This is a genomic window from Coprococcus comes ATCC 27758 (genome assembly GCF_025149785.1).
GTDB classification, from domain to species: domain Bacteria; phylum Bacillota; class Clostridia; order Lachnospirales; family Lachnospiraceae; genus Allocoprococcus; species Allocoprococcus comes.
In genome coordinates, this window is the sequence record NZ_CP102277.1 from 3,292,886 (window position 1) to 3,309,385 (window position 16,500).

The 16,500-nt window shown below is 44.2% G+C and carries 18 protein-coding genes; 7 read left to right on the forward strand and 11 right to left on the reverse strand.

Going from position 1 to position 16,500, the window contains the following annotated elements:
* The first annotated feature begins 8 nt into the window (after window positions 1-8).
* From NQ556_RS16020 to NQ556_RS16035, 4 genes are read left to right on the forward strand one after another with little or no spacing between them, the layout of a single operon-like run.
* The gene (locus NQ556_RS16020; protein WP_044998830.1) at window positions 9-497 is read left to right on the forward strand and encodes a DUF4860 domain-containing protein; all 489 of its coding nucleotides are present in this window, start codon (window positions 9-11) and stop codon (window positions 495-497) included.
* Between the two features lie 14 nt (window positions 498-511).
* The gene (locus tag NQ556_RS16025; protein WP_008371199.1) at window positions 512-910 is read left to right on the forward strand and encodes a hypothetical protein; all 399 of its coding nucleotides are present in this window, start codon (window positions 512-514) and stop codon (window positions 908-910) included.
* Window positions 911-914: 4 nt separating this feature from the next.
* Window positions 915-1,367: a hypothetical protein gene (locus NQ556_RS16030; protein ID WP_008371201.1), complete on the forward strand. Its 453-nt coding sequence runs from the start codon at window positions 915-917 to the stop codon at window positions 1,365-1,367.
* A 19-nt stretch (window positions 1,368-1,386) separates the two neighbouring features.
* Complete coding sequence (locus NQ556_RS16035) at window positions 1,387-2,442, forward strand: type IV pilus twitching motility protein PilT (RefSeq protein WP_008371203.1); 1,056 nt, start codon at window positions 1,387-1,389, stop codon at window positions 2,440-2,442.
* Between the two features lie 66 nt (window positions 2,443-2,508).
* Here the strand turns inward: NQ556_RS16035 and NQ556_RS16040 are convergent, their stop codons facing one another.
* The 6 genes from NQ556_RS16040 to NQ556_RS16065 form a co-directional block, all read right to left on the reverse strand.
* Window positions 2,509-2,856 (reverse strand): Hpt domain-containing protein, encoded by a 348-nt coding sequence (locus tag NQ556_RS16040; protein ID WP_008371204.1) that lies wholly within the window; start codon window positions 2,854-2,856, stop codon window positions 2,509-2,511.
* 141 nt (window positions 2,857-2,997) lie between these two features.
* Window positions 2,998-4,413, reverse strand: a complete 1,416-nt coding sequence (locus NQ556_RS16045; RefSeq protein ID WP_117836006.1) for a hypothetical protein — start codon at window positions 4,411-4,413, stop codon at window positions 2,998-3,000.
* Window positions 4,410-4,802 (reverse strand): GntR family transcriptional regulator, encoded by a 393-nt coding sequence (locus tag NQ556_RS16050; protein ID WP_008371210.1) that lies wholly within the window; start codon window positions 4,800-4,802, stop codon window positions 4,410-4,412. The genes NQ556_RS16045 and NQ556_RS16050 overlap by 4 nt, the downstream gene beginning before the upstream one ends.
* A gap of 280 nt (window positions 4,803-5,082) precedes the next feature.
* Window positions 5,083-5,862 (reverse strand): HD domain-containing protein, encoded by a 780-nt coding sequence (locus NQ556_RS16055; RefSeq protein WP_044998832.1) that lies wholly within the window; start codon window positions 5,860-5,862, stop codon window positions 5,083-5,085.
* A 73-nt stretch (window positions 5,863-5,935) separates the two neighbouring features.
* On the reverse strand, window positions 5,936-6,217 hold the full coding sequence (locus NQ556_RS16060) for a nucleotidyltransferase family protein (RefSeq protein WP_204575741.1): 282 nt from the start codon (window positions 6,215-6,217) through the stop codon (window positions 5,936-5,938).
* A gap of 12 nt (window positions 6,218-6,229) precedes the next feature.
* A complete protein-coding gene (locus NQ556_RS16065; protein ID WP_008371216.1) occupies window positions 6,230-6,724 on the reverse strand; it encodes a GNAT family N-acetyltransferase in 495 nt (164 codons plus the stop codon).
* Between the two features lie 69 nt (window positions 6,725-6,793).
* Here NQ556_RS16065 and NQ556_RS16070 point away from each other — a divergent pair, with 69 nt between their 5' ends.
* A complete protein-coding gene (locus tag NQ556_RS16070; protein WP_008371218.1) occupies window positions 6,794-6,943 on the forward strand; it encodes a hypothetical protein in 150 nt (49 codons plus the stop codon).
* A gap of 117 nt (window positions 6,944-7,060) precedes the next feature.
* Here the strand turns inward: NQ556_RS16070 and NQ556_RS16075 are convergent, their stop codons facing one another.
* The 4 genes from NQ556_RS16075 to NQ556_RS16090 form a co-directional block, all read right to left on the reverse strand.
* Window positions 7,061-8,485 (reverse strand): glycoside hydrolase family 32 protein, encoded by a 1,425-nt coding sequence (locus NQ556_RS16075; RefSeq protein WP_204575743.1) that lies wholly within the window; start codon window positions 8,483-8,485, stop codon window positions 7,061-7,063.
* A 111-nt stretch (window positions 8,486-8,596) separates the two neighbouring features.
* Complete coding sequence (locus NQ556_RS16080) at window positions 8,597-10,549, reverse strand: PTS beta-glucoside transporter subunit IIBCA (RefSeq protein ID WP_008371224.1); 1,953 nt, start codon at window positions 10,547-10,549, stop codon at window positions 8,597-8,599.
* A 175-nt stretch (window positions 10,550-10,724) separates the two neighbouring features.
* The gene (locus NQ556_RS16085; protein WP_008371226.1) at window positions 10,725-11,774 is read right to left on the reverse strand and encodes a LacI family DNA-binding transcriptional regulator; all 1,050 of its coding nucleotides are present in this window, start codon (window positions 11,772-11,774) and stop codon (window positions 10,725-10,727) included.
* 175 nt (window positions 11,775-11,949) lie between these two features.
* The gene (locus tag NQ556_RS16090) at window positions 11,950-13,185 is read right to left on the reverse strand and encodes an MFS transporter (protein ID WP_044998833.1); all 1,236 of its coding nucleotides are present in this window, start codon (window positions 13,183-13,185) and stop codon (window positions 11,950-11,952) included.
* Window positions 13,186-13,375: 190 nt separating this feature from the next.
* Here NQ556_RS16090 and glsA point away from each other — a divergent pair, with 190 nt between their 5' ends.
* Window positions 13,376-14,326 (forward strand): glutaminase A, encoded by a 951-nt coding sequence (gene glsA / locus NQ556_RS16095; protein ID WP_008371229.1) that lies wholly within the window; start codon window positions 13,376-13,378, stop codon window positions 14,324-14,326.
* A 57-nt stretch (window positions 14,327-14,383) separates the two neighbouring features.
* On the opposite strand, the gene bilS is transcribed toward glsA, so the two are convergent.
* The gene (bilS, locus tag NQ556_RS16100; RefSeq protein WP_022220512.1) at window positions 14,384-14,887 is read right to left on the reverse strand and encodes a flavodoxin family protein BilS; all 504 of its coding nucleotides are present in this window, start codon (window positions 14,885-14,887) and stop codon (window positions 14,384-14,386) included.
* A gap of 143 nt (window positions 14,888-15,030) precedes the next feature.
* Here bilS and NQ556_RS16105 point away from each other — a divergent pair, with 143 nt between their 5' ends.
* Window positions 15,031-16,365 (forward strand): D-serine ammonia-lyase, encoded by a 1,335-nt coding sequence (locus NQ556_RS16105; RefSeq protein WP_204575745.1) that lies wholly within the window; start codon window positions 15,031-15,033, stop codon window positions 16,363-16,365.
* Window positions 16,366-16,500 lie beyond the last annotated feature (135 nt).

Below are 16,500 nucleotides of genomic sequence, written 5' to 3' on the forward strand. Positions count from 1 at the left end.
AAATGGACATGAAGCGTAGAAATGAAAAAAAGCATGTGATTGATTTTCTTTTTCCTCTTGCAGTCTTTTTCGTGCTGGCGGCATCATCGGTCGCCATTGTGGTTCTTGCATCGGGATTTTACAGCCGGCAGGTGAAGACCTCGTCAGCTTCCTATTCGGGACGGACGGCACTTGCCTATGTGACGGAGAAAATGCACCAGAATGATGAAAATGGTGCGATAGCAGACGGAACCTTTGATGGGGAAAATGCTCTCGTGATCCGGCAGCGTTATGATGAGAAGGATTATGTGACATATCTGTATGCGTATGATGGATACTTAAGAGAGCTTTTTGTCCGGGATGGAACGGAAGCAAAAGCATCCGATGGACGGAAGATCCTGGCAACAAAGGACTTCGAGGCTAAGGAAACTTCAGATGGGATTTTTCATCTGTATTGTGAAAATGAAGACGGGAAAAAGACAGATACATTTGTCAGTGTGAAGAGCGCTGCAAGATAGATGGGAGAAGATTTATGGAACGGACACCGGCAAAGCGTTCCAGCCTGTTTTTGCTGGAACTGATGATTGCAATTTTATTTTTCTGCCTTGCTTCTGCGGTGTGTGTGCAGATTTTTGTGAAGGCGCACACGATCAGCCGCGAGACACAGGAACTGAATACGGCGCTTGAGAAGGTTTCCGGGTATACAGAGCTTTTTCTTGCGGATGCGCTGACGGAGGACACGGAGGTCTTCTATGACGCAGACTGGCAGGAATGCAGTAAGGATGAGGCTTCGTATGAGATCGTGATCCGGGTGGAGCCGGATGGAAAGCTTTTGCATGGAACATTTACGGTGCAGCGCCTGTCCGGAGAACAGCCGGAAGAAATCTATTCGGTGGAAACAGACCGGATGACAGGCACGGAAAGGGAGTGACAGGATGAAGAGAAAGAAAAGGGGATCATACCCGGGGATTCAGATCGGAACGTCGTACCTGCTTGTGATCTTTGTAATCCTGTGTCTGGTGACATTTGCCACACTCTCACTGTCAAGTGCAAAAAGGGATCAGAGTTATAGTCAGCAGCTTGCCGGCCGGGAAACGGCGTATTGTGAGGCAAATGCAAAAGCGGCGCAGATTATGGCGCAGATCGATGATGCATTTGCAAAAGAGGATCCTGTATTTGCGATTCGACAGATTGAGGGCGTGACAGCTGAAGAAGACGGAGCGAATCTGGATATTTCCTATGTGGTTCCGGTCACGGACAGTCAGAATCTGGAAGTCGAGATCCTGGCAGATCCGGTAAAGGGAACGCAGAAGGTTGTAAAATGGAAAGAGTCAGCATCTGAGAAATGGGAAGAAAAGTCAACACTTCCGGTCCTTGGAAGTGACTGACGCGAAAGGAGTTTGAGCTATGGATATCATTGTACTGCTTCAGCAGGCAGTTTTAAATCATGCATCGGATATATTTGTTGTAGCAGGTCTTCCGGTTTCTTATCGGGCAAATGGAAGAATCTGCAGGGAGAAGGAAGAAAAGCTGATGCCGCCGCAGACGAAAGAATGCGTTGAGGAATTATATAAGCTGGCAGGAGGACGGGACATCCGGGTTCTTGAAGAAAAAGGAGATGATGATTTTTCTTTTGCTGTTCCGGGACTTTCGAGATTCCGTGTCAGTGCGTACAAACAGAGGGGTGCGCTCTCAGCTGTTATCCGTGTGATCACATTTGAACTGCCGGAGCCGAATGAGATTGGGATTCCGGACCCGGTGATGAGCTTTTATAACCTGTCAAAAGGACTGGTGCTTGTGACAGGTCCGGCGGGAAGTGGAAAATCTACTACGCTTGCCTGTCTGGTGGATAAGATCAATCATTCAATGGAAAAGCATATCATTACGCTGGAAGATCCGATTGAGTATCTGCACCGGCATGATAAAAGTATTGTAAGCCAGAGAGAGATCAATGTGGATACGGAAAGCTATGTCAATGCGCTACGTGCTTCGCTCCGGCAGAGTCCGGATGTGATCCTGCTTGGTGAAATGCGTGATTATGAGACGATCGATGTGGCAATGACAGCAGCGGAAACCGGGCATCTGGTATTTTCTACCCTGCATACGATCGGAGCAGCAAATACGGTTGACCGTATCATTGATGTATTTCCGGCAAACCAGCAGAGGCAGATTGCAGTTCAGCTGTCCATGGTATTGCAGGCTGTAATTTCACAGCAGCTTGTGCCGACAGTGGATGGAAAACAGGTCCCGGTATTTGAGATCATGACGATCACTCCGGCGATCCGCAATATGATCCGCGACAATAAGGTTCCGCAGATTGATGGAATCGTGTATTCGTCTAATAAAGAAGAAATGCATTCGATGGATTTTGGTCTTCTGAATCTGTATAAAGAGGGGAGGATCATAGCGGAGACGGCTCTCTCCTATGCATCAAATCCGGAAATGCTGAAGAAAAAGCTATAGAGAAACATAACAGGAAGGGGCTGCGGTGAAGCAGTCTCTTCCTGTTTATCGTCAGTGTTTTAAGATTTAGTCAAGGGCTGCAATTGCTTCGATCACGATATCATACTGTTTTTTGACATCGGCGATCAAACCGTCAAGGTTGTCGTATTCCTGGCTGCGGAGCTTTTCGGTCAGAGCACTGCTGACATTGTAAAGTGCAGTAAATCCAAGGTTTACGGCAACACCTTTTAAGGTATGCATTGCACGAAATGCGGTTTTGTAGTCCTTTTTAGCCCAAGATTCTTCAAATAAAGCCATATTGTTGTCTTGCGGAAATTTGAGGACAAATTTGTGTATCATATTTTCATTCATAAACCGGTGAAGAATATCATTATAATCGCCACCAATTTTTACATAACATTCTTGAAGTGTCATTGTCTACAGTCCTTTCTGAACTTTTTTATCTTTGTGAAATCCGTATATTTTTGCCCCCAACATTTTAACATGATTGTAGCATGGCGCGTTATGCTTTACAAGATATTTCATATTATGCATTGTTATGGTAATGAAAAAGGCTTATTTATTCGAAGAAATTGCATCATTTAACTGATCGTACCATTCTTTAGTCTGTGCTTCGTTGCTGCTGTTCAGAAAAATGGTGGTATCTGTTGTCTTTATCTGAAGAACCGGAGGATGTTCAATCCAGATATACATCTGGCAATGTCCGGTTTTGCTGCCACGGAAATTACCGAGAAGTTTGCTGTTATCTTCGGAACCATCAGACCGGTAGAATTTTTCATCCGGCAGATTATCCAGAAGAGTTACTGATTCCACATCAGCGAGAGCAAAGGTTGCTGTTTTATAGCCGGATGTAATAGAATACTGGGCAGCATTTTCCGTCAGGCGGATCGGTGTAAAATCGATCCGGATACAGAGGATACACATCCAGAGGAGAAGAAGTCCGGTGCCGACGAGCATTCCTCCGGTGACATATTTTGCAGAAGGGTGTCCGTAGTTCAGAGAATAATTCATGCTGTTCACACGGTCCTGTACAAAATACCGTTTGTCATTTGGATTGTTGTACCAGCCTTTTCGCCAGTAATAGTCATCATCAATATAAAATGGTGTGCTGTCCTGGGAGAGGATCCGCTCTTTTTCCTTACGCAGCCAGAAAAACATGATCAATATGATGGCAGCCGGTATCAGTTCGAGGAAAATGTAGATGCCCATTCCAACTCCGCCAATCCAGTTGCTGGATGCAATATCCCGGATGATCCCGAGATAGGCGCCGGTATTGCAAATGTTGGAGACAAAAAGGAATATGGTGTATAAACGCTTTTCTAGTGCATTGATCTGCAGGTTGATCTGTGAATTTTCACTGTAAATTTTGTTTGGCATATGGGCGAATAAATAGCCGGTACCCATGTAAGCTGCCGCGACAAGAATTGTGCAGAGAAGCATGACTCTTCCATCACTTTCGGTCAGCAGATAAGTACGGACCTGCGGGAAAAACAGAGGGATCAGAATCACTGCAGCCGGGATCAGATGAAGCTTTGCCGGCAGTATCTTTTTCGCAATTTGTGAGGAAGTGCGGGTATCCACTGCAGCGGACACATCTGCATTTGCTGAGCTGATCCATCCATTTTTCTGCTTAATGTCGTATACTTTCTGGTGATAATGATAGACACGGAGAATGGTAAGAAGGCAGAATTCTACGAACCACAGTGTCCATACGGTAATAAAAATAGAAAAGTAAGTAAAGCAAAGCAGGCATACCGCAATTCCTGCCAGCATGTTCCACAAATAAAACTGGCGGTTGCGCTTTTTATAAAGCTGGAGAAGCTCTTTTACGTCGGGATGTTCAAGTTCAGATTTAGGAATATGGACTCCCATCAGCATTCCTTCCCGGTATTTTGCAATATTTCCATAGACTCCGGCAAAGATGCCGACCATGGAAATGTCTGTAATTAAAAATATAATCAGCATCATCATTTCGCTGTTACCTCCATTTCGTTAAATGCTCTCTGGCAGAATTCCAGGAAGTCGGTCAAAGTCATGCCGTGGAATTTTGCTTCTGCGCTTAAAAGTTCCAGTTCATCTGCCAGCTTTTCGTCAAAGCGGTTATCTTGTGGAGCAGAGGAAGTGGGATAACAGATGGTTGTTCCCTTACGGCGGTCTGTCTCGAGGAAGCCTTCTGTTTTCAAAAGCTGGTAAGCTTTGCTGACGGTCATGGTGTTAATACCGAGATCGGTTGCCATCTGGCGGACGGTCGGAAGCGATTCCCCCGGCTCAAATTCCCCTCGCCCGATTCCTTTGACAATCTCGTTGCGCAGCTGAAGGTAGATTGGGACTTCGGACTGCATGTTGATCTTGATGATCATATATCGGCATCTCCTTTCTGTGAGATTTGATTGTATTATACCACGTAATACAAATAATACAATAGGAGGATAAAAAAACAGGAAAATGATGTACACGCTTTCAAGGATAAATGAAGATTAGAATTTGTTTTCCTGAAAGCGCATATGTCAGTTTCCTGATTTTTTATGTGGTTTGTGTTTTGATTAAGTTAAACAAATAGCGGGCAAATATTCGCCTGACTAAAATTGTAAAAGTTTAAAAATATTTTTTACAGCCTGGTAATTTTGCAAGCTGAGTGAGTTAAAAGGATTGGCTGTTTGTATGGGAATTAATAAAATTCTGCATATAAACGCGGATATTTTCCATCTGTTCTTTTGTAACCGGATTGCTATATGGAATCCTGTCAATAATGCGGTTTAAGTAGTTATTTTCCGCTATAATATCAAAGCTTTCTTTGAAGTTAATGTCAAAGAAATAGACGATATAAGATACCCAGTAATCCATCTGTGTTACGCGGTCTGCGGAAAGGATACATTTGTTTTCAAAAACTGTTTCGTATACCTTTTGGGTTATGTTCTGCGCGCCGAGTTCTTCTTCAGAAACGTTAATAAAGGTGCTTGTGGAGTCTACGAGCTTTACCCGGCAGTTGTCCAGCTTGTCCTCATCACGGATCAGCTTTGCGTGTAAAAGTGTCTGCGGATCTGAGATCTCAGGGAGTTCATAATCGCTGTGATGGGCGATTGCAGTGTAAATGATGGAGTCCCATTTGTCATCCGGAAGAAAGCGGCGGATCATGCCTTCATCAAAAAGCACCTTTACACCGTAAGCAGCGTGATCCATTGTGCCAGGCTCAAAGCTGTCGTAGCGCTTTAACTGCTCAAAACGCCCGATGTCGTGAAGGAGTGCAATCAGCCTTGCAAGGTCGGTGTCTTCGGCTGAAAGATGCATCCTTCCGGCAAGCTCTTCTGCCTGTTTTACAACGCCGTAGGTGTGGATGATTTTTAATTTTATGCGGTCATTTTCGCGGTCGTATCCGTTAAGGTAAGATTCAAATTCTTGTTGTGCGAGTGGATAGTACATGAAATTAAGCCTCCTGGAAATATATGGTTAGTGATTAGCTTCTGAAAGAGATGCCAGTGAATTTTTAAAGGATTCAAATCTTTTTGTAAATTTCTCGTCCATATTTTCTTATATCCTCCAATAATAACTGATTTCCACATTCATCAAGATTGACAAGGTCTATTGTGTATAAAGTGGGTAAATTATCAAGCTTTTCCCGTAGATTTTCTGTATCTGGAATACCGGATACGGCGATGTCAATATCACTTCGTTCTGTCGCAGTCCCTTTGGCACGGGAACCAAAAAGAATAACGGTAGAAGCAGAATATTTTTTTGACAGATTTATAATTTCTTCTAAAATACTATTGATTGTCATAAAAATACCTCTCTATTCAGATATCCTAATAAATTCATAAGCAATCCGCGGAGTCCCGTCACTGACGTAAATAATCCCACATTCTTCAAATCCATTCTGCTTAAAGCAAGCCTGCATTGGTTGATTATCCTTGTGGGTATCTACACGCAGATGTGAGATTTGTGTCTTGCAAAAATCAAAGCAAGCCCGTGCAATCCCTTTGGTTGTTCCGTCAGATGCAAGGCGGTGAACGGTTCCGTATGGAGCCTCGGAACGCCAGCTTCCATTTTCAATGAGTTGATAGTTCGGCTCGTCTCCGATGATAAGTGTAAAAGTGGCAACGACCTTATCATTTTCTACGCAGACATAACTGTTACCATTCTGGATATCCGGTTCGAGATCTTCGAGAGCCGGATAATTTGCATTCCATTGTGTCGGGTTTCCGGTTGCGTGCATGAACTGGCGGGCGGTGTCAAAAATATTTAAAATCGTGTCTACATCTTCTGGAAGTGTTTTTCTGATTAACATAGTGTTTCGTTACCTTTATCTGTTTTTTGCTGTATATGAAGTATAACATTTGAAATAAAAAAAGAAAAGGTGGAGAAGAAGGGATTTCTGGAAGCGGTAAGGATTTTGCTTTCAGAAAAAAATATGCTGTTTGAGTCTTTGCGTGAGAAGCTGGAAAGCTATCCGGAATTGAACAGTATGCTCTATTCGCTTTTATTTACGGGAAAAGCAATTGTGTAACAATCAGAATTAAAAAATGCCAGGCAGGATACAGCATGCAAAGGAGGAAAAGGGATTGCTGTACCCCGTCTGGCGTTTTCGTATACGGGAAGCTTTGGGGAATTGCCCATATACGATTTACTGAATTTTATCGAATGTAATGTGGGCACTTGGGGAATGCACCACAATCTTATAATCATTTGGATAATATCTTGTAGAGAATACGAATTCTCCGTCATTTACAAATACTTCAACGGAAGAAGTATCTGCAAGGATTTTTACATTTTCCAGAGTGCCGACTTCGGCGTAGCGAAGGCTTCTGCCTGCGGATACGGAAGTTTTACTTTTGGTTGTGAAATGCATCTGGAACCGTCCATTCTCATAGTCAAGGATCAGTTTATCTGAAAGGACAGCCTGGAAATGATTCTCCTTAATTCCATCTACATTTACTTCATATACCGGGCAGCCGCTCTGGGTAAGTTCATTCTGAACATCCTGAAGCTGTTGTTTTTTTGCATCCAGCTCGCGAACCGGTTTCTGGCAGACTTTGCCATCTTTTATGAAGACTTCTCTTGGAAATGTAAAGCAGTGCTGCCATCCGTCTTTGATGGTCGGATTGGTATATTCTTCGCAATCCGGCATTCCCATCCAGCTGATATGGATGCGTCTTCCATCTTCTGCTTCGAAGCTCTGCGGAGCGTAATAGTCAAAACCATAATCCCACAGATGATAAGGAGATAATTTGTAGGAATCTAAAATGTCGCCGTCCACAAGGAAGTAACCGGACTGGTATACATTTCGGTCAGCCCACTCTTTGCCTTCCAGGCCCTGGACGGAGGAGGAAAGGATTTTGATGCCGTCCGTTTCAAAATAATCCGGGCATTCCCACATATAACCGAAAGGCTTTTCGGATTCTACACGGCTGCGGAAGTGCCAGTTTATTTTATCGGAGGATTCAAAAATCAGTGCCTGACCGACATCATTTTTAGTACGTGCGCCCTGGATCATGTAGTAGGTATCGTCCTTTTTCCAGACCTTCGGATCGCGCACATGGCAGGTCAGGTCAGAAGGATAATCGCTGTTGCGGAGCAGTTCTTTTTTGTTGCCAAAATGAATCCCGTCTTTGGTTGTGACGAGTACGGTATTTGCCTCACGACCGGTGTTGATATAATCAAAATCTCCATCTTCCAGCTTGACATTTCCGGTGTAGTAAAGATACATTGTACCGTCTTCGAGGAAGGCAGATCCGGAATATACACCGTGGCAGTCAAATGGCTGATCCGGGTAGAGGGATACACCTTTGTATTTCCAGTCGATCAGATTGGTGCTGGTGTAATGACCCCACATTTTCACACCGCCTTCGGCGTTAAATGGGGAGTACTGGAAAAATGCGTGGAACACACCATCCATCTGACAAAGTCCGTTCGGATCGTTGAGCCAGCCAACCGGAGGCATCAGGTGCAGTTTCTCGCGGAACTGTGTGCCGGATGTCTGTTCTTTTGCTGTCTGGTTCTCTTCTGCTGTATTTACTAAGTTTACAAGATCTCTGGTTAATGCGTTCATATTGATTCACTCCTGGAAATAGTTCCGCAGGCAACGGTCCGGAAAACGTATTGATACGGATATCCGACACCCGCTGCGGGAGACAAATCTGATTATTTGTCATGAGTTATTTTATTTTGTAAGTTTCATAACAGATGATTTACCGGTTACAGTGCCGGGTGCGGCACATTCTACAGAATCATACAGATCTGTATTGGTAAGGATCATCATGGTTGTTGCCGGATGTCCGGCTTCTTTTATTGCATTTAAATCTGCTTCGATCAGCACGTCTCCGGCGTGTACTTTTGCACCGTCAGATACTTTCTTTGTAAATCCATTTCCATCCATTTTTACAGTGTCGATTCCGACATGGATCAGAAGCTCTGCGCCGCCGTCAGTCAGGATGCATACTGCGTGACCGGTATCAAAAATGCTTACGATTTCGCCATCACAAGGTGCGGTGATGATACCGTCAGCAGGTTCGATCGCTACGGTTTTTCCAAGGACTTCTGCTGCAAATGTATCGTCTGCGATCTGATCATTTGGAATGATCTTTCCATTTACCGGAGCATTTAACACTTCTTCGGAAGAAGTGGTTTTTGTATTGCCTGAAGCTGTTTTAGTTTCGGAAGCAGCAGATTCTTCGCTGTCTGTTTCCTCAACAGAAGTTGCAACAGTAACAGGAGCTTCTGCGACTGGTTCTTTCTTCTTGTCTTTGTAAAGTGCGAAGGATACTGCAAATGCAACACCGACTGCGATTGCCATCTCAATGACGTACTGAAGTGGCTGGTTCAGGCAGAGCAGGATTCCGAAGATACCGGTTACACCTGTTCCTTTTGCACCGAGGTGAACAAGGGAAGCATAAAGGGCTCCGCATCCTCCACCGATGCATCCGGCGATAAATGGTTTAAAGAATCTTAAGTTTACACCAAAGATTGCAGGTTCTGTAATTCCCATAAATGCACTGAGTGATGATGGAAGTGCAAGGGATTTGATCTTCTGGTCTTTTGATTTTACAGCAACGGCAAGTGCTGCTGCACCCTGTGCCACGTTTGCTGCACTTGCGAGTGGCAGCCAGTAGGTTACACCGTATTTCGCAAGCTGTCCGATATCGATGGCTGTGTACATCTGATGGATACCGGTAACAACGGTCGGTGCATATAAACTACCCATGATCAGACTTCCAAGTCCGAGTGGAAGTGTCAGCATCCACTGGATTGCTCCGAGGATTGCATTTTCAGCCCATACGAAGATTGGTCCGACGATGGAAAGTGTAAGGTATCCGGTTACGAATACGCTGACAAGCGGTGTGACAAAAAGGTCTAAAACTTCCGGTACGATCTTGTGAAGCTTCTTTTCAAGTACGGATAAGATCCATACAGCGATGACAACCGGAATAACGTGTCCCTGATAGCCGACCATGTCAATGTGATACAGTCCGAAGAACACGCTCTGTGTCTGCTGAACACCTTCTGTTGCAACTGTGTAGGCGTTCTGCAGGGACGGATGGATCATGATCATACCGATAACTGCGCCAAGGTAAGGATTTGCGCCAAATGCTTTTGCAGCGGAGAATGCAATCAGGATCTGCAGGAATGTGTAAGCAATGTTACTGAAAAGGGTTGCAAATACATAGATCGAGCTGGTTGTGCTGATGTGTAAGAACCCGTTATTGTTCATGAAATCCAGTGCGTTCATGATTCCCATAAGGAAACCGCTGGCTACGATCGCCGGGATGATCGGTACGAAAATGTCTCCCAGAAGCTTGATGGCTTTCATAAACCAGTTCTGCTTTTCGGCAGCAGCTTCTTTTGCTTCTGCTTTCGTGCTGGCTGTGATGCCTGCGATTGCAATAAATTCATCAAATACTTTGTTGACGGTTCCTGTTCCGAGAATGATCTGGAGCTGTCCGGATGCTTCAAATACACCCTTTACCCCGTCTACATTCTCAAGTGCTGTCTTATCCGCTTTCGAGTTGTCTGCAATGACAAGGCGAAGTCTGGTAGCACAATGGGCAGCAGATACGATGTTCTTACTTCCACCCACATGATTCAGAATTTCCTTTGCGGTTTTTCTGTAATCCATATTCTCTCCTCCTTTAGATACAATGTGTAATCGATTTCATATCTTATGCTTAAATAATATGAAAAAAAATGCCATTTGTAAATATGGCATTTTTACTGATAATTCATATTGTTTTTTGTGAAAAGTGTTGAAAGAAACTTTCGTTTCCTTAAGAAACTCCGGGAAATCAGGAAAATCAGGTAAGATTTTCGGAGTCTGAAGGGTCTGCTCCAACAAGACGGAAGCCGAGCTTCATCTCGATCGGGATCTGTTCTCCTCTTTCAATACTGTCAAGAAGTAGCTCTGCGCCGCGGATTCCACTGGTTTTGTAGCCGAAATGGATGGTTGGGATTCCTCCGGTGACGGCTTTTAACATCTGGTTATCTCCGAATCCGGTTACTCGGATGGACGTATTTTCAAGGATATAGCGCATTCTTGCACCTGCATCGGCTGCATTTGTCGGAATCTGCTTTTTTAAGTAGGTCTGAATGGCTTCGATTGCTCCCGCTGCTATGGTATCGGTTGCACATGATATGACATCGATATCACATTTGCTTTCTAAAAGATCCAGAGCAGACTCATATCCAGATTCCAGCGTGAAGGCTGAGGTTCGCTTATTTTCCTCGAAAAGCGTGACACCTGCATTTTTGAGTCCTGCGATAAATCCGTCCTCTCTTGCGGCACCTGCCGCCTTGTCATCGCGGGTAACGCCGATGTAAGCAACTCCTTTTTTACTGAATCCGGCAACGGCCTGTCCCATTGCCTTTCCTGCACCGTAATCGTCGTGGTAAATGCAGTTTGCGTGTGAGGTGCGCTGCCCGATCACGACAACAGGAACCTTTGTCTCTTTTAAAAATTTCCGGTGACCGGCGGTGAACATCGTACCGACAAGAATAATTCCGTCCACCGGATAATTTTCAAATAACCGGAGGTATTCTACTTCCTTTGCAGGGGTGTTGTCGGTTCCGGCAAGAAGCATCTGATAGCCTCTTTCGGCGAGAACACTTTCAATTCCGGCAGTGATCCGGCTGATGGATTCGGAATTGATCTTCGGGACGACCACGCCCACCAGGCTTGCCTTTTTGGTACGAAGCATACGCGCCTGTGCGGATGGCTGGTATCCGGTTTCTTCGATGACTTTACGGATCTGTTCTTTTTTCTCTTCACTGACGTAGCCGCCGTTCAGATATCTGGATACAGCTGCGCTGGAGACACCGGCGAGCTGTGCGATTTCTTTGATGGTCATAATCTGGTAAATGAAACTCCTTTGTATTTGATACTCTTATTATAGTGGAAAGCAAAATAACAGACAAGACCGGAGAAAGGAGAAAATCCAATCTTGGTCTTGCCTGTATTATTTTGGTTATAACTTTTTAAAATGATGTGAGTGTCAAAAGTAAATTTTGCCGCTCACATCATTATTATAATCTGCGATACAGATTTTTATAGCGTTTTTTGTCCTCTTTCGTTAAGATAACAGCCAGAAGCAAGAATGCGACTCCTGTCAGAAGAACGATGATCCAGGTAAAGATTGGCGTATGATTTTTGTAAATAAATCCGATCAAAAGCTGGTACAGACTCATAAATCCGATACGGATGATCTCCATCAACCCGTGGATTCTTCCGCGGTGGCTGGATGGGATACGCCTGGTCATGTACGGGCTTTCCGCCAGCATGTAAGAAATCTCACCCCATGTCAGTACGACCATTGCCGCATAATAGAACGGGATGTGCCCGGAAAAGAGGATGAACAATACGTAGCCGACCAGTGTCAGTAAAAATCCGTAGATTGTCTTTTTCGGTTCGGAGGATCGCTTCAGGATCTGGGTGATAAATGGTGTGAAGAGAACAACGATAAAGCAGTTGATGCTGGTAACTGTTCCGAATATCACCGCACCGGTATCCCCGTGTAGACGGATCAGATCCATAGGAAAGAGATAATTATACATCTGGTAAAGTGCTGTGTACCCGCTGGTGATCAGAATGAACAGCAGAACAAGCCGGTTTTCTTTAAGAATCGTCAGCAGGCTTTCCCCGTGGCGTTCGGCCTGATAAATGGCGTTGCTATCATTTTCTTCTTTTTCCGGTGTGATATTCTGTACAAAGAAATAGATCAGCACAGAAGAAGTGCCGATGGAAATTCCACTGAGCAAAAATGCAAGCCATAAGTAATTGCGAAACATAAATCCGGCTACAGCAGAAGCCATCACGCCGCCGAGATTTGCTGTCAGATACTGGAGGGAATACCCTCTTTCCCTGTCCTTGCTGAGGGTGATGTCCGCAGTAAGCGAATTGTAGGACGGATTTTCCATGTTCTGGCAGGTCGATGCGATAAACATCAGCACAATGGATTTTGTCGTCAGCGGGATCAGTCCGCAGATGATATAAGAAATGACGGAAATCATATCCAGGTAAACGATATTCATTTTCTTATTAAAACGATCGGCCATCTTTCCACCAATCAGATTTGCCGGGATCGTCAGGATCCCCATCAGTGCCGTGATCCAGGCAACCTGCACGGCATTCATCCCAAGCTTCTGGCTTAAGATCATCGTCAGCATCGGACGGACCATTGCCCCCATGGCCGTCACAAAGCGTCCAAAGCATAAGACATAGTTTTCTTTTCTAAGACCTTTGTATTGCGAAATTAGATTCATGATACGTTTTCCCCTTTGCATATTCCCCAGTTTCAAACTACTAATAATATACAATGCGGGCACTTTTTTGTCTATCTTATTCCGCCGGGTTTCAGCAAAAATGGTGGTTGATTGAAGCCGGAAAATGATGTATGTTAGTACTTAGGAAATAGAAGTTGTAGGGGATTATGACTGAGCGAAAAAGGAGAATATGATGAAATCAGAAGAAGTTACGAGAATACTGGAAAATGCCATCCGTATCGGAAAAGGTGTGATCCGGTATGGAAGTGTCGCATCGTATATTCCGGAGCTTGCCAAGGCAGATAAGAATAAACTTGGGATCTGCCTTTACACAATAGACGGCAATCAATTTGAGACCGGAAATACAGAGGACAGATTTACGATACAGTCCATTTCCAAAGTAATGGCACTGTGTCTGGCGTTGGAAACGTTTGGAGCAGAGTTTGTGTTTGATCATGTGGGCGTGGAGCCGTCGGGAGAGGCTTTTAACTCACTGGTAGAACTGGATAACCGGAGCAACCGGCCCTTTAATCCGATGATCAATTCCGGAGCAATTACGGTTGCAAGTCTGCTAGTGAACCATTATTCCATCGAAGATATGCAGAAGTATATGCAGGAAGTATGCGAAGATCCGGAGATCGCGATAGACGAAGCCGTATTTCAGTCTGAGATGGCGACCTGCGCAAGAAATAAGGCGATTGCCTATCTTTTAAAAAGTAAGGACATCATTGATACCGATGTAGAAGAAAGTGTTACCTTTTATACAAAGATGTGTTCCATGTCGGTAAATGCAAGAGATCTGGCAAGGTTCGGTCTTCTGCTGGCAAATGACGGAGTGCAGCTTTCCACCGGAAAACGTCTGATCTCATCTCAAACTGTGCGGATGGTGCAGACCATTATGCTTACTTGCGGAATGTATGACGGATCGGGGGAATTTGCATTAAGAACAGGAATTCCGACTAAGAGTGGAGTCGGCGGAGGTCTCCTCAGCGTGTCGAAAAAGAAAATGGGAATCGGGATCTACGGACCGTCTCTTGACAAAAAAGGAAACTGTATCGCAGGCTGCGAATTGTTGGGATATATTTCAGAAGCACTGCATCTTCACATCTTTGATACCAGAGAGTGGAAGGTAGAAGAATAAAAAAAGACGATACTACAGAAATTCTTTCATAAGAGTTTCTGCGGTATCGTTTTTCTTTTATCTTAAAACAGATTTTTGAAGTTTCTCTAAATCAGCTTTATCCGGATGAGATAAAGCTCTGTCAAAGTTTTCAATCAACATATCAAGATTTGGTTTGTGGTTTGGATCTTCTTTCATTTTCACATACCGTTCTCTCATAGCCATCGGCATCTTGCCCTGGCACATATACTCTCCTACTATCTGATTGCTCGGATCAATATTTTCACGTACGTTGTGAAGTACTTTCTGATAATACTCTTCGCTTCCACCAAAGCCGGCTGTTCCGAATAAGAAGATTTTTTTATTTCTAAGTGATTTTAACAGTGTGGTTGTCGCTTCGTCAGCAGTTCCTTTGTCTGTCCAGAAGCCGATATAGAGTATTTCTGACTGCGGATCTGCATCTTTACATAGGCCAAAATAATCGAGAGTTTCTTCCGGAAGTATTTCGCGGATCGCATCGGCAAGTTCCTTTGTATTGCCTGTCATGCTGCTGAATAAAATAGAATATCTTTCTTTTCCCATGTTTATTACCCCGTTTCTTTTAAACATATTTTAATTATAACACTATTTTTTAAGATTGACAGTTTTTTTGTGGTAGGCATAATACAAGAAATAAGGTAATATATAGATATGAATCAAGTCATGGAAAGAGGGGGATGAAAGCAATGGTTGATTTGAAAATGCTGGCGGAAAAGACTCCGATCTTGAAGGAGATCTGTAGTGAAAAAGAGGTGTTCTGGAAAAATCCGGACAAAACAGTTTGTGGGGAAGCAATGGAACAGATCGAACTTGGTATGGAAGATGTAGAAGATGCGGAGCGCAGACTGGAGCGTTTTGCACCGTTCATTATGAAATGTTTCCCGGAAACAAAGGAGAAAAACGGAATCATTGAATCTGTTCTGACACCGGTTCCGAAGATGAAGGATTTGCTGAATGAGAAATACGACAGCAATCTGGAAGGAAACTTATTATTAAAGCAGGACAGCCATCTGGCAATCGCAGGTTCGATCAAGGCACGCGGCGGTATTTATGAGATTTTGAAGCACACAGAAGAACTTGCATTAGAGCATGGGATTTTGAGTCTGGAAGACAATTATGAGAAACTGGCGAGTGAAGAATGCAGAGAGTTTTTCAAAAAGTATACCATTCAGGTTGGTTCCACCGGAAACCTTGGACTGAGTATCGGAATCATGAGTGCAGCAGTTGGCTATCAGGTGATCGTACACATGTCAGCAGATGCGAAACAGTGGAAAAAAGACTTGCTCAGAAGCCACGGGGTAACAGTAAAGGAATATGAGTCAGATTACAGTGAAGCGGTGAAAAACGGACGTGCTTTATCTGATGCAGATCCGAACAGCTACTTTGTGGATGATGAAAATTCAAAAACACTCTTTCTTGGTTATGCAGTAGCGGCAAAACGTCTGCAAAAGCAGTTGGAAGAAAAGAATGTTGCAGTAGACGAGGAACATCCGCTCTTTGTATATATTCCCTGCGGAGTAGGCGGAGCACCGGGTGGTGTATGCTTTGGACTTAAGCTGCTGTTCGGAGATTATGTACACTGCTTTTTCATAGAACCGACACAGGCACCGTGTATGCTAGTCGGAATGGCAACCGGACTGAACCAGGAGATTTCCGTACAGGATATTGGGCTTACCGGACTTACCCATGCAGATGGGCTTGCCGTGGGACGTCCTTCTGGATTTGTAGGCAGAGTAATGAAGAATCTGCTTGGCGGCGAATTTACTATCCGCGATGGGAAATTATATGATTACATGAGAGACCTTCTCGGAACAGAGAACATTTTTCTTGAGCCAAGTGCTTGTGCTTCTTTTGAAGGACCAATACAGATTGAAAGGAATGAATCTGCACGTAAATATTTACAGGAGAATCATCTTGAAGAGAAAATGAAAAATGCGACACATATTGCATGGGCAACAGGCGGAAGTCTTGTGCCGGAAGCAATTCGTGAAGAATACAAAAACACGTATCTGGAGAAATAAAAAGATGCGGTCTTCCTCTGAAGTGGCAGAAGAAGACCGCGTTTTTTTATTCATTTCCCATATTATTCGAGAAGATATCAGCCACTTCGCTGATGATAATGTAAGCTGTCGGATCGAGGCTGTGCACGTCAACTC

Coding starts and splice junctions, on each gene's coding strand:
- NQ556_RS16020 (WP_044998830.1), top strand. CDS start 9: ATGAAGCGTAGAAATGAAAAAAAGCATGTGATTGATTTTCTTTTTCCT.
- NQ556_RS16025 (WP_008371199.1), top strand. CDS start 512: ATGGAACGGACACCGGCAAAGCGTTCCAGCCTGTTTTTGCTGGAACTG.
- NQ556_RS16030 (WP_008371201.1), top strand. CDS start 915: ATGAAGAGAAAGAAAAGGGGATCATACCCGGGGATTCAGATCGGAACG.
- NQ556_RS16035 (WP_008371203.1), top strand. CDS start 1,387: ATGGATATCATTGTACTGCTTCAGCAGGCAGTTTTAAATCATGCATCG.
- NQ556_RS16040 (WP_008371204.1), bottom strand. CDS start 2,856: ATGACACTTCAAGAATGTTATGTAAAAATTGGTGGCGATTATAATGAT.
- NQ556_RS16045 (WP_117836006.1), bottom strand. CDS start 4,413: ATGATGATGCTGATTATATTTTTAATTACAGACATTTCCATGGTCGGC.
- NQ556_RS16050 (WP_008371210.1), bottom strand. CDS start 4,802: ATGATCATCAAGATCAACATGCAGTCCGAAGTCCCAATCTACCTTCAG.
- NQ556_RS16055 (WP_044998832.1), bottom strand. CDS start 5,862: ATGTACTATCCACTCGCACAACAAGAATTTGAATCTTACCTTAACGGA.
- NQ556_RS16060 (WP_204575741.1), bottom strand. CDS start 6,217: ATGACAATCAATAGTATTTTAGAAGAAATTATAAATCTGTCAAAAAAA.
- NQ556_RS16065 (WP_008371216.1), bottom strand. CDS start 6,724: ATGTTAATCAGAAAAACACTTCCAGAAGATGTAGACACGATTTTAAAT.
- NQ556_RS16075 (WP_204575743.1), bottom strand. CDS start 8,485: ATGAACGCATTAACCAGAGATCTTGTAAACTTAGTAAATACAGCAGAA.
- NQ556_RS16080 (WP_008371224.1), bottom strand. CDS start 10,549: ATGGATTACAGAAAAACCGCAAAGGAAATTCTGAATCATGTGGGTGGA.
- NQ556_RS16085 (WP_008371226.1), bottom strand. CDS start 11,774: ATGACCATCAAAGAAATCGCACAGCTCGCCGGTGTCTCCAGCGCAGCT.
- NQ556_RS16090 (WP_044998833.1), bottom strand. CDS start 13,185: ATGAATCTAATTTCGCAATACAAAGGTCTTAGAAAAGAAAACTATGTC.
- glsA (WP_008371229.1), top strand. CDS start 13,376: ATGATGAAATCAGAAGAAGTTACGAGAATACTGGAAAATGCCATCCGT.
- bilS (WP_022220512.1), bottom strand. CDS start 14,887: ATGGGAAAAGAAAGATATTCTATTTTATTCAGCAGCATGACAGGCAAT.
- NQ556_RS16105 (WP_204575745.1), top strand. CDS start 15,031: ATGGTTGATTTGAAAATGCTGGCGGAAAAGACTCCGATCTTGAAGGAG.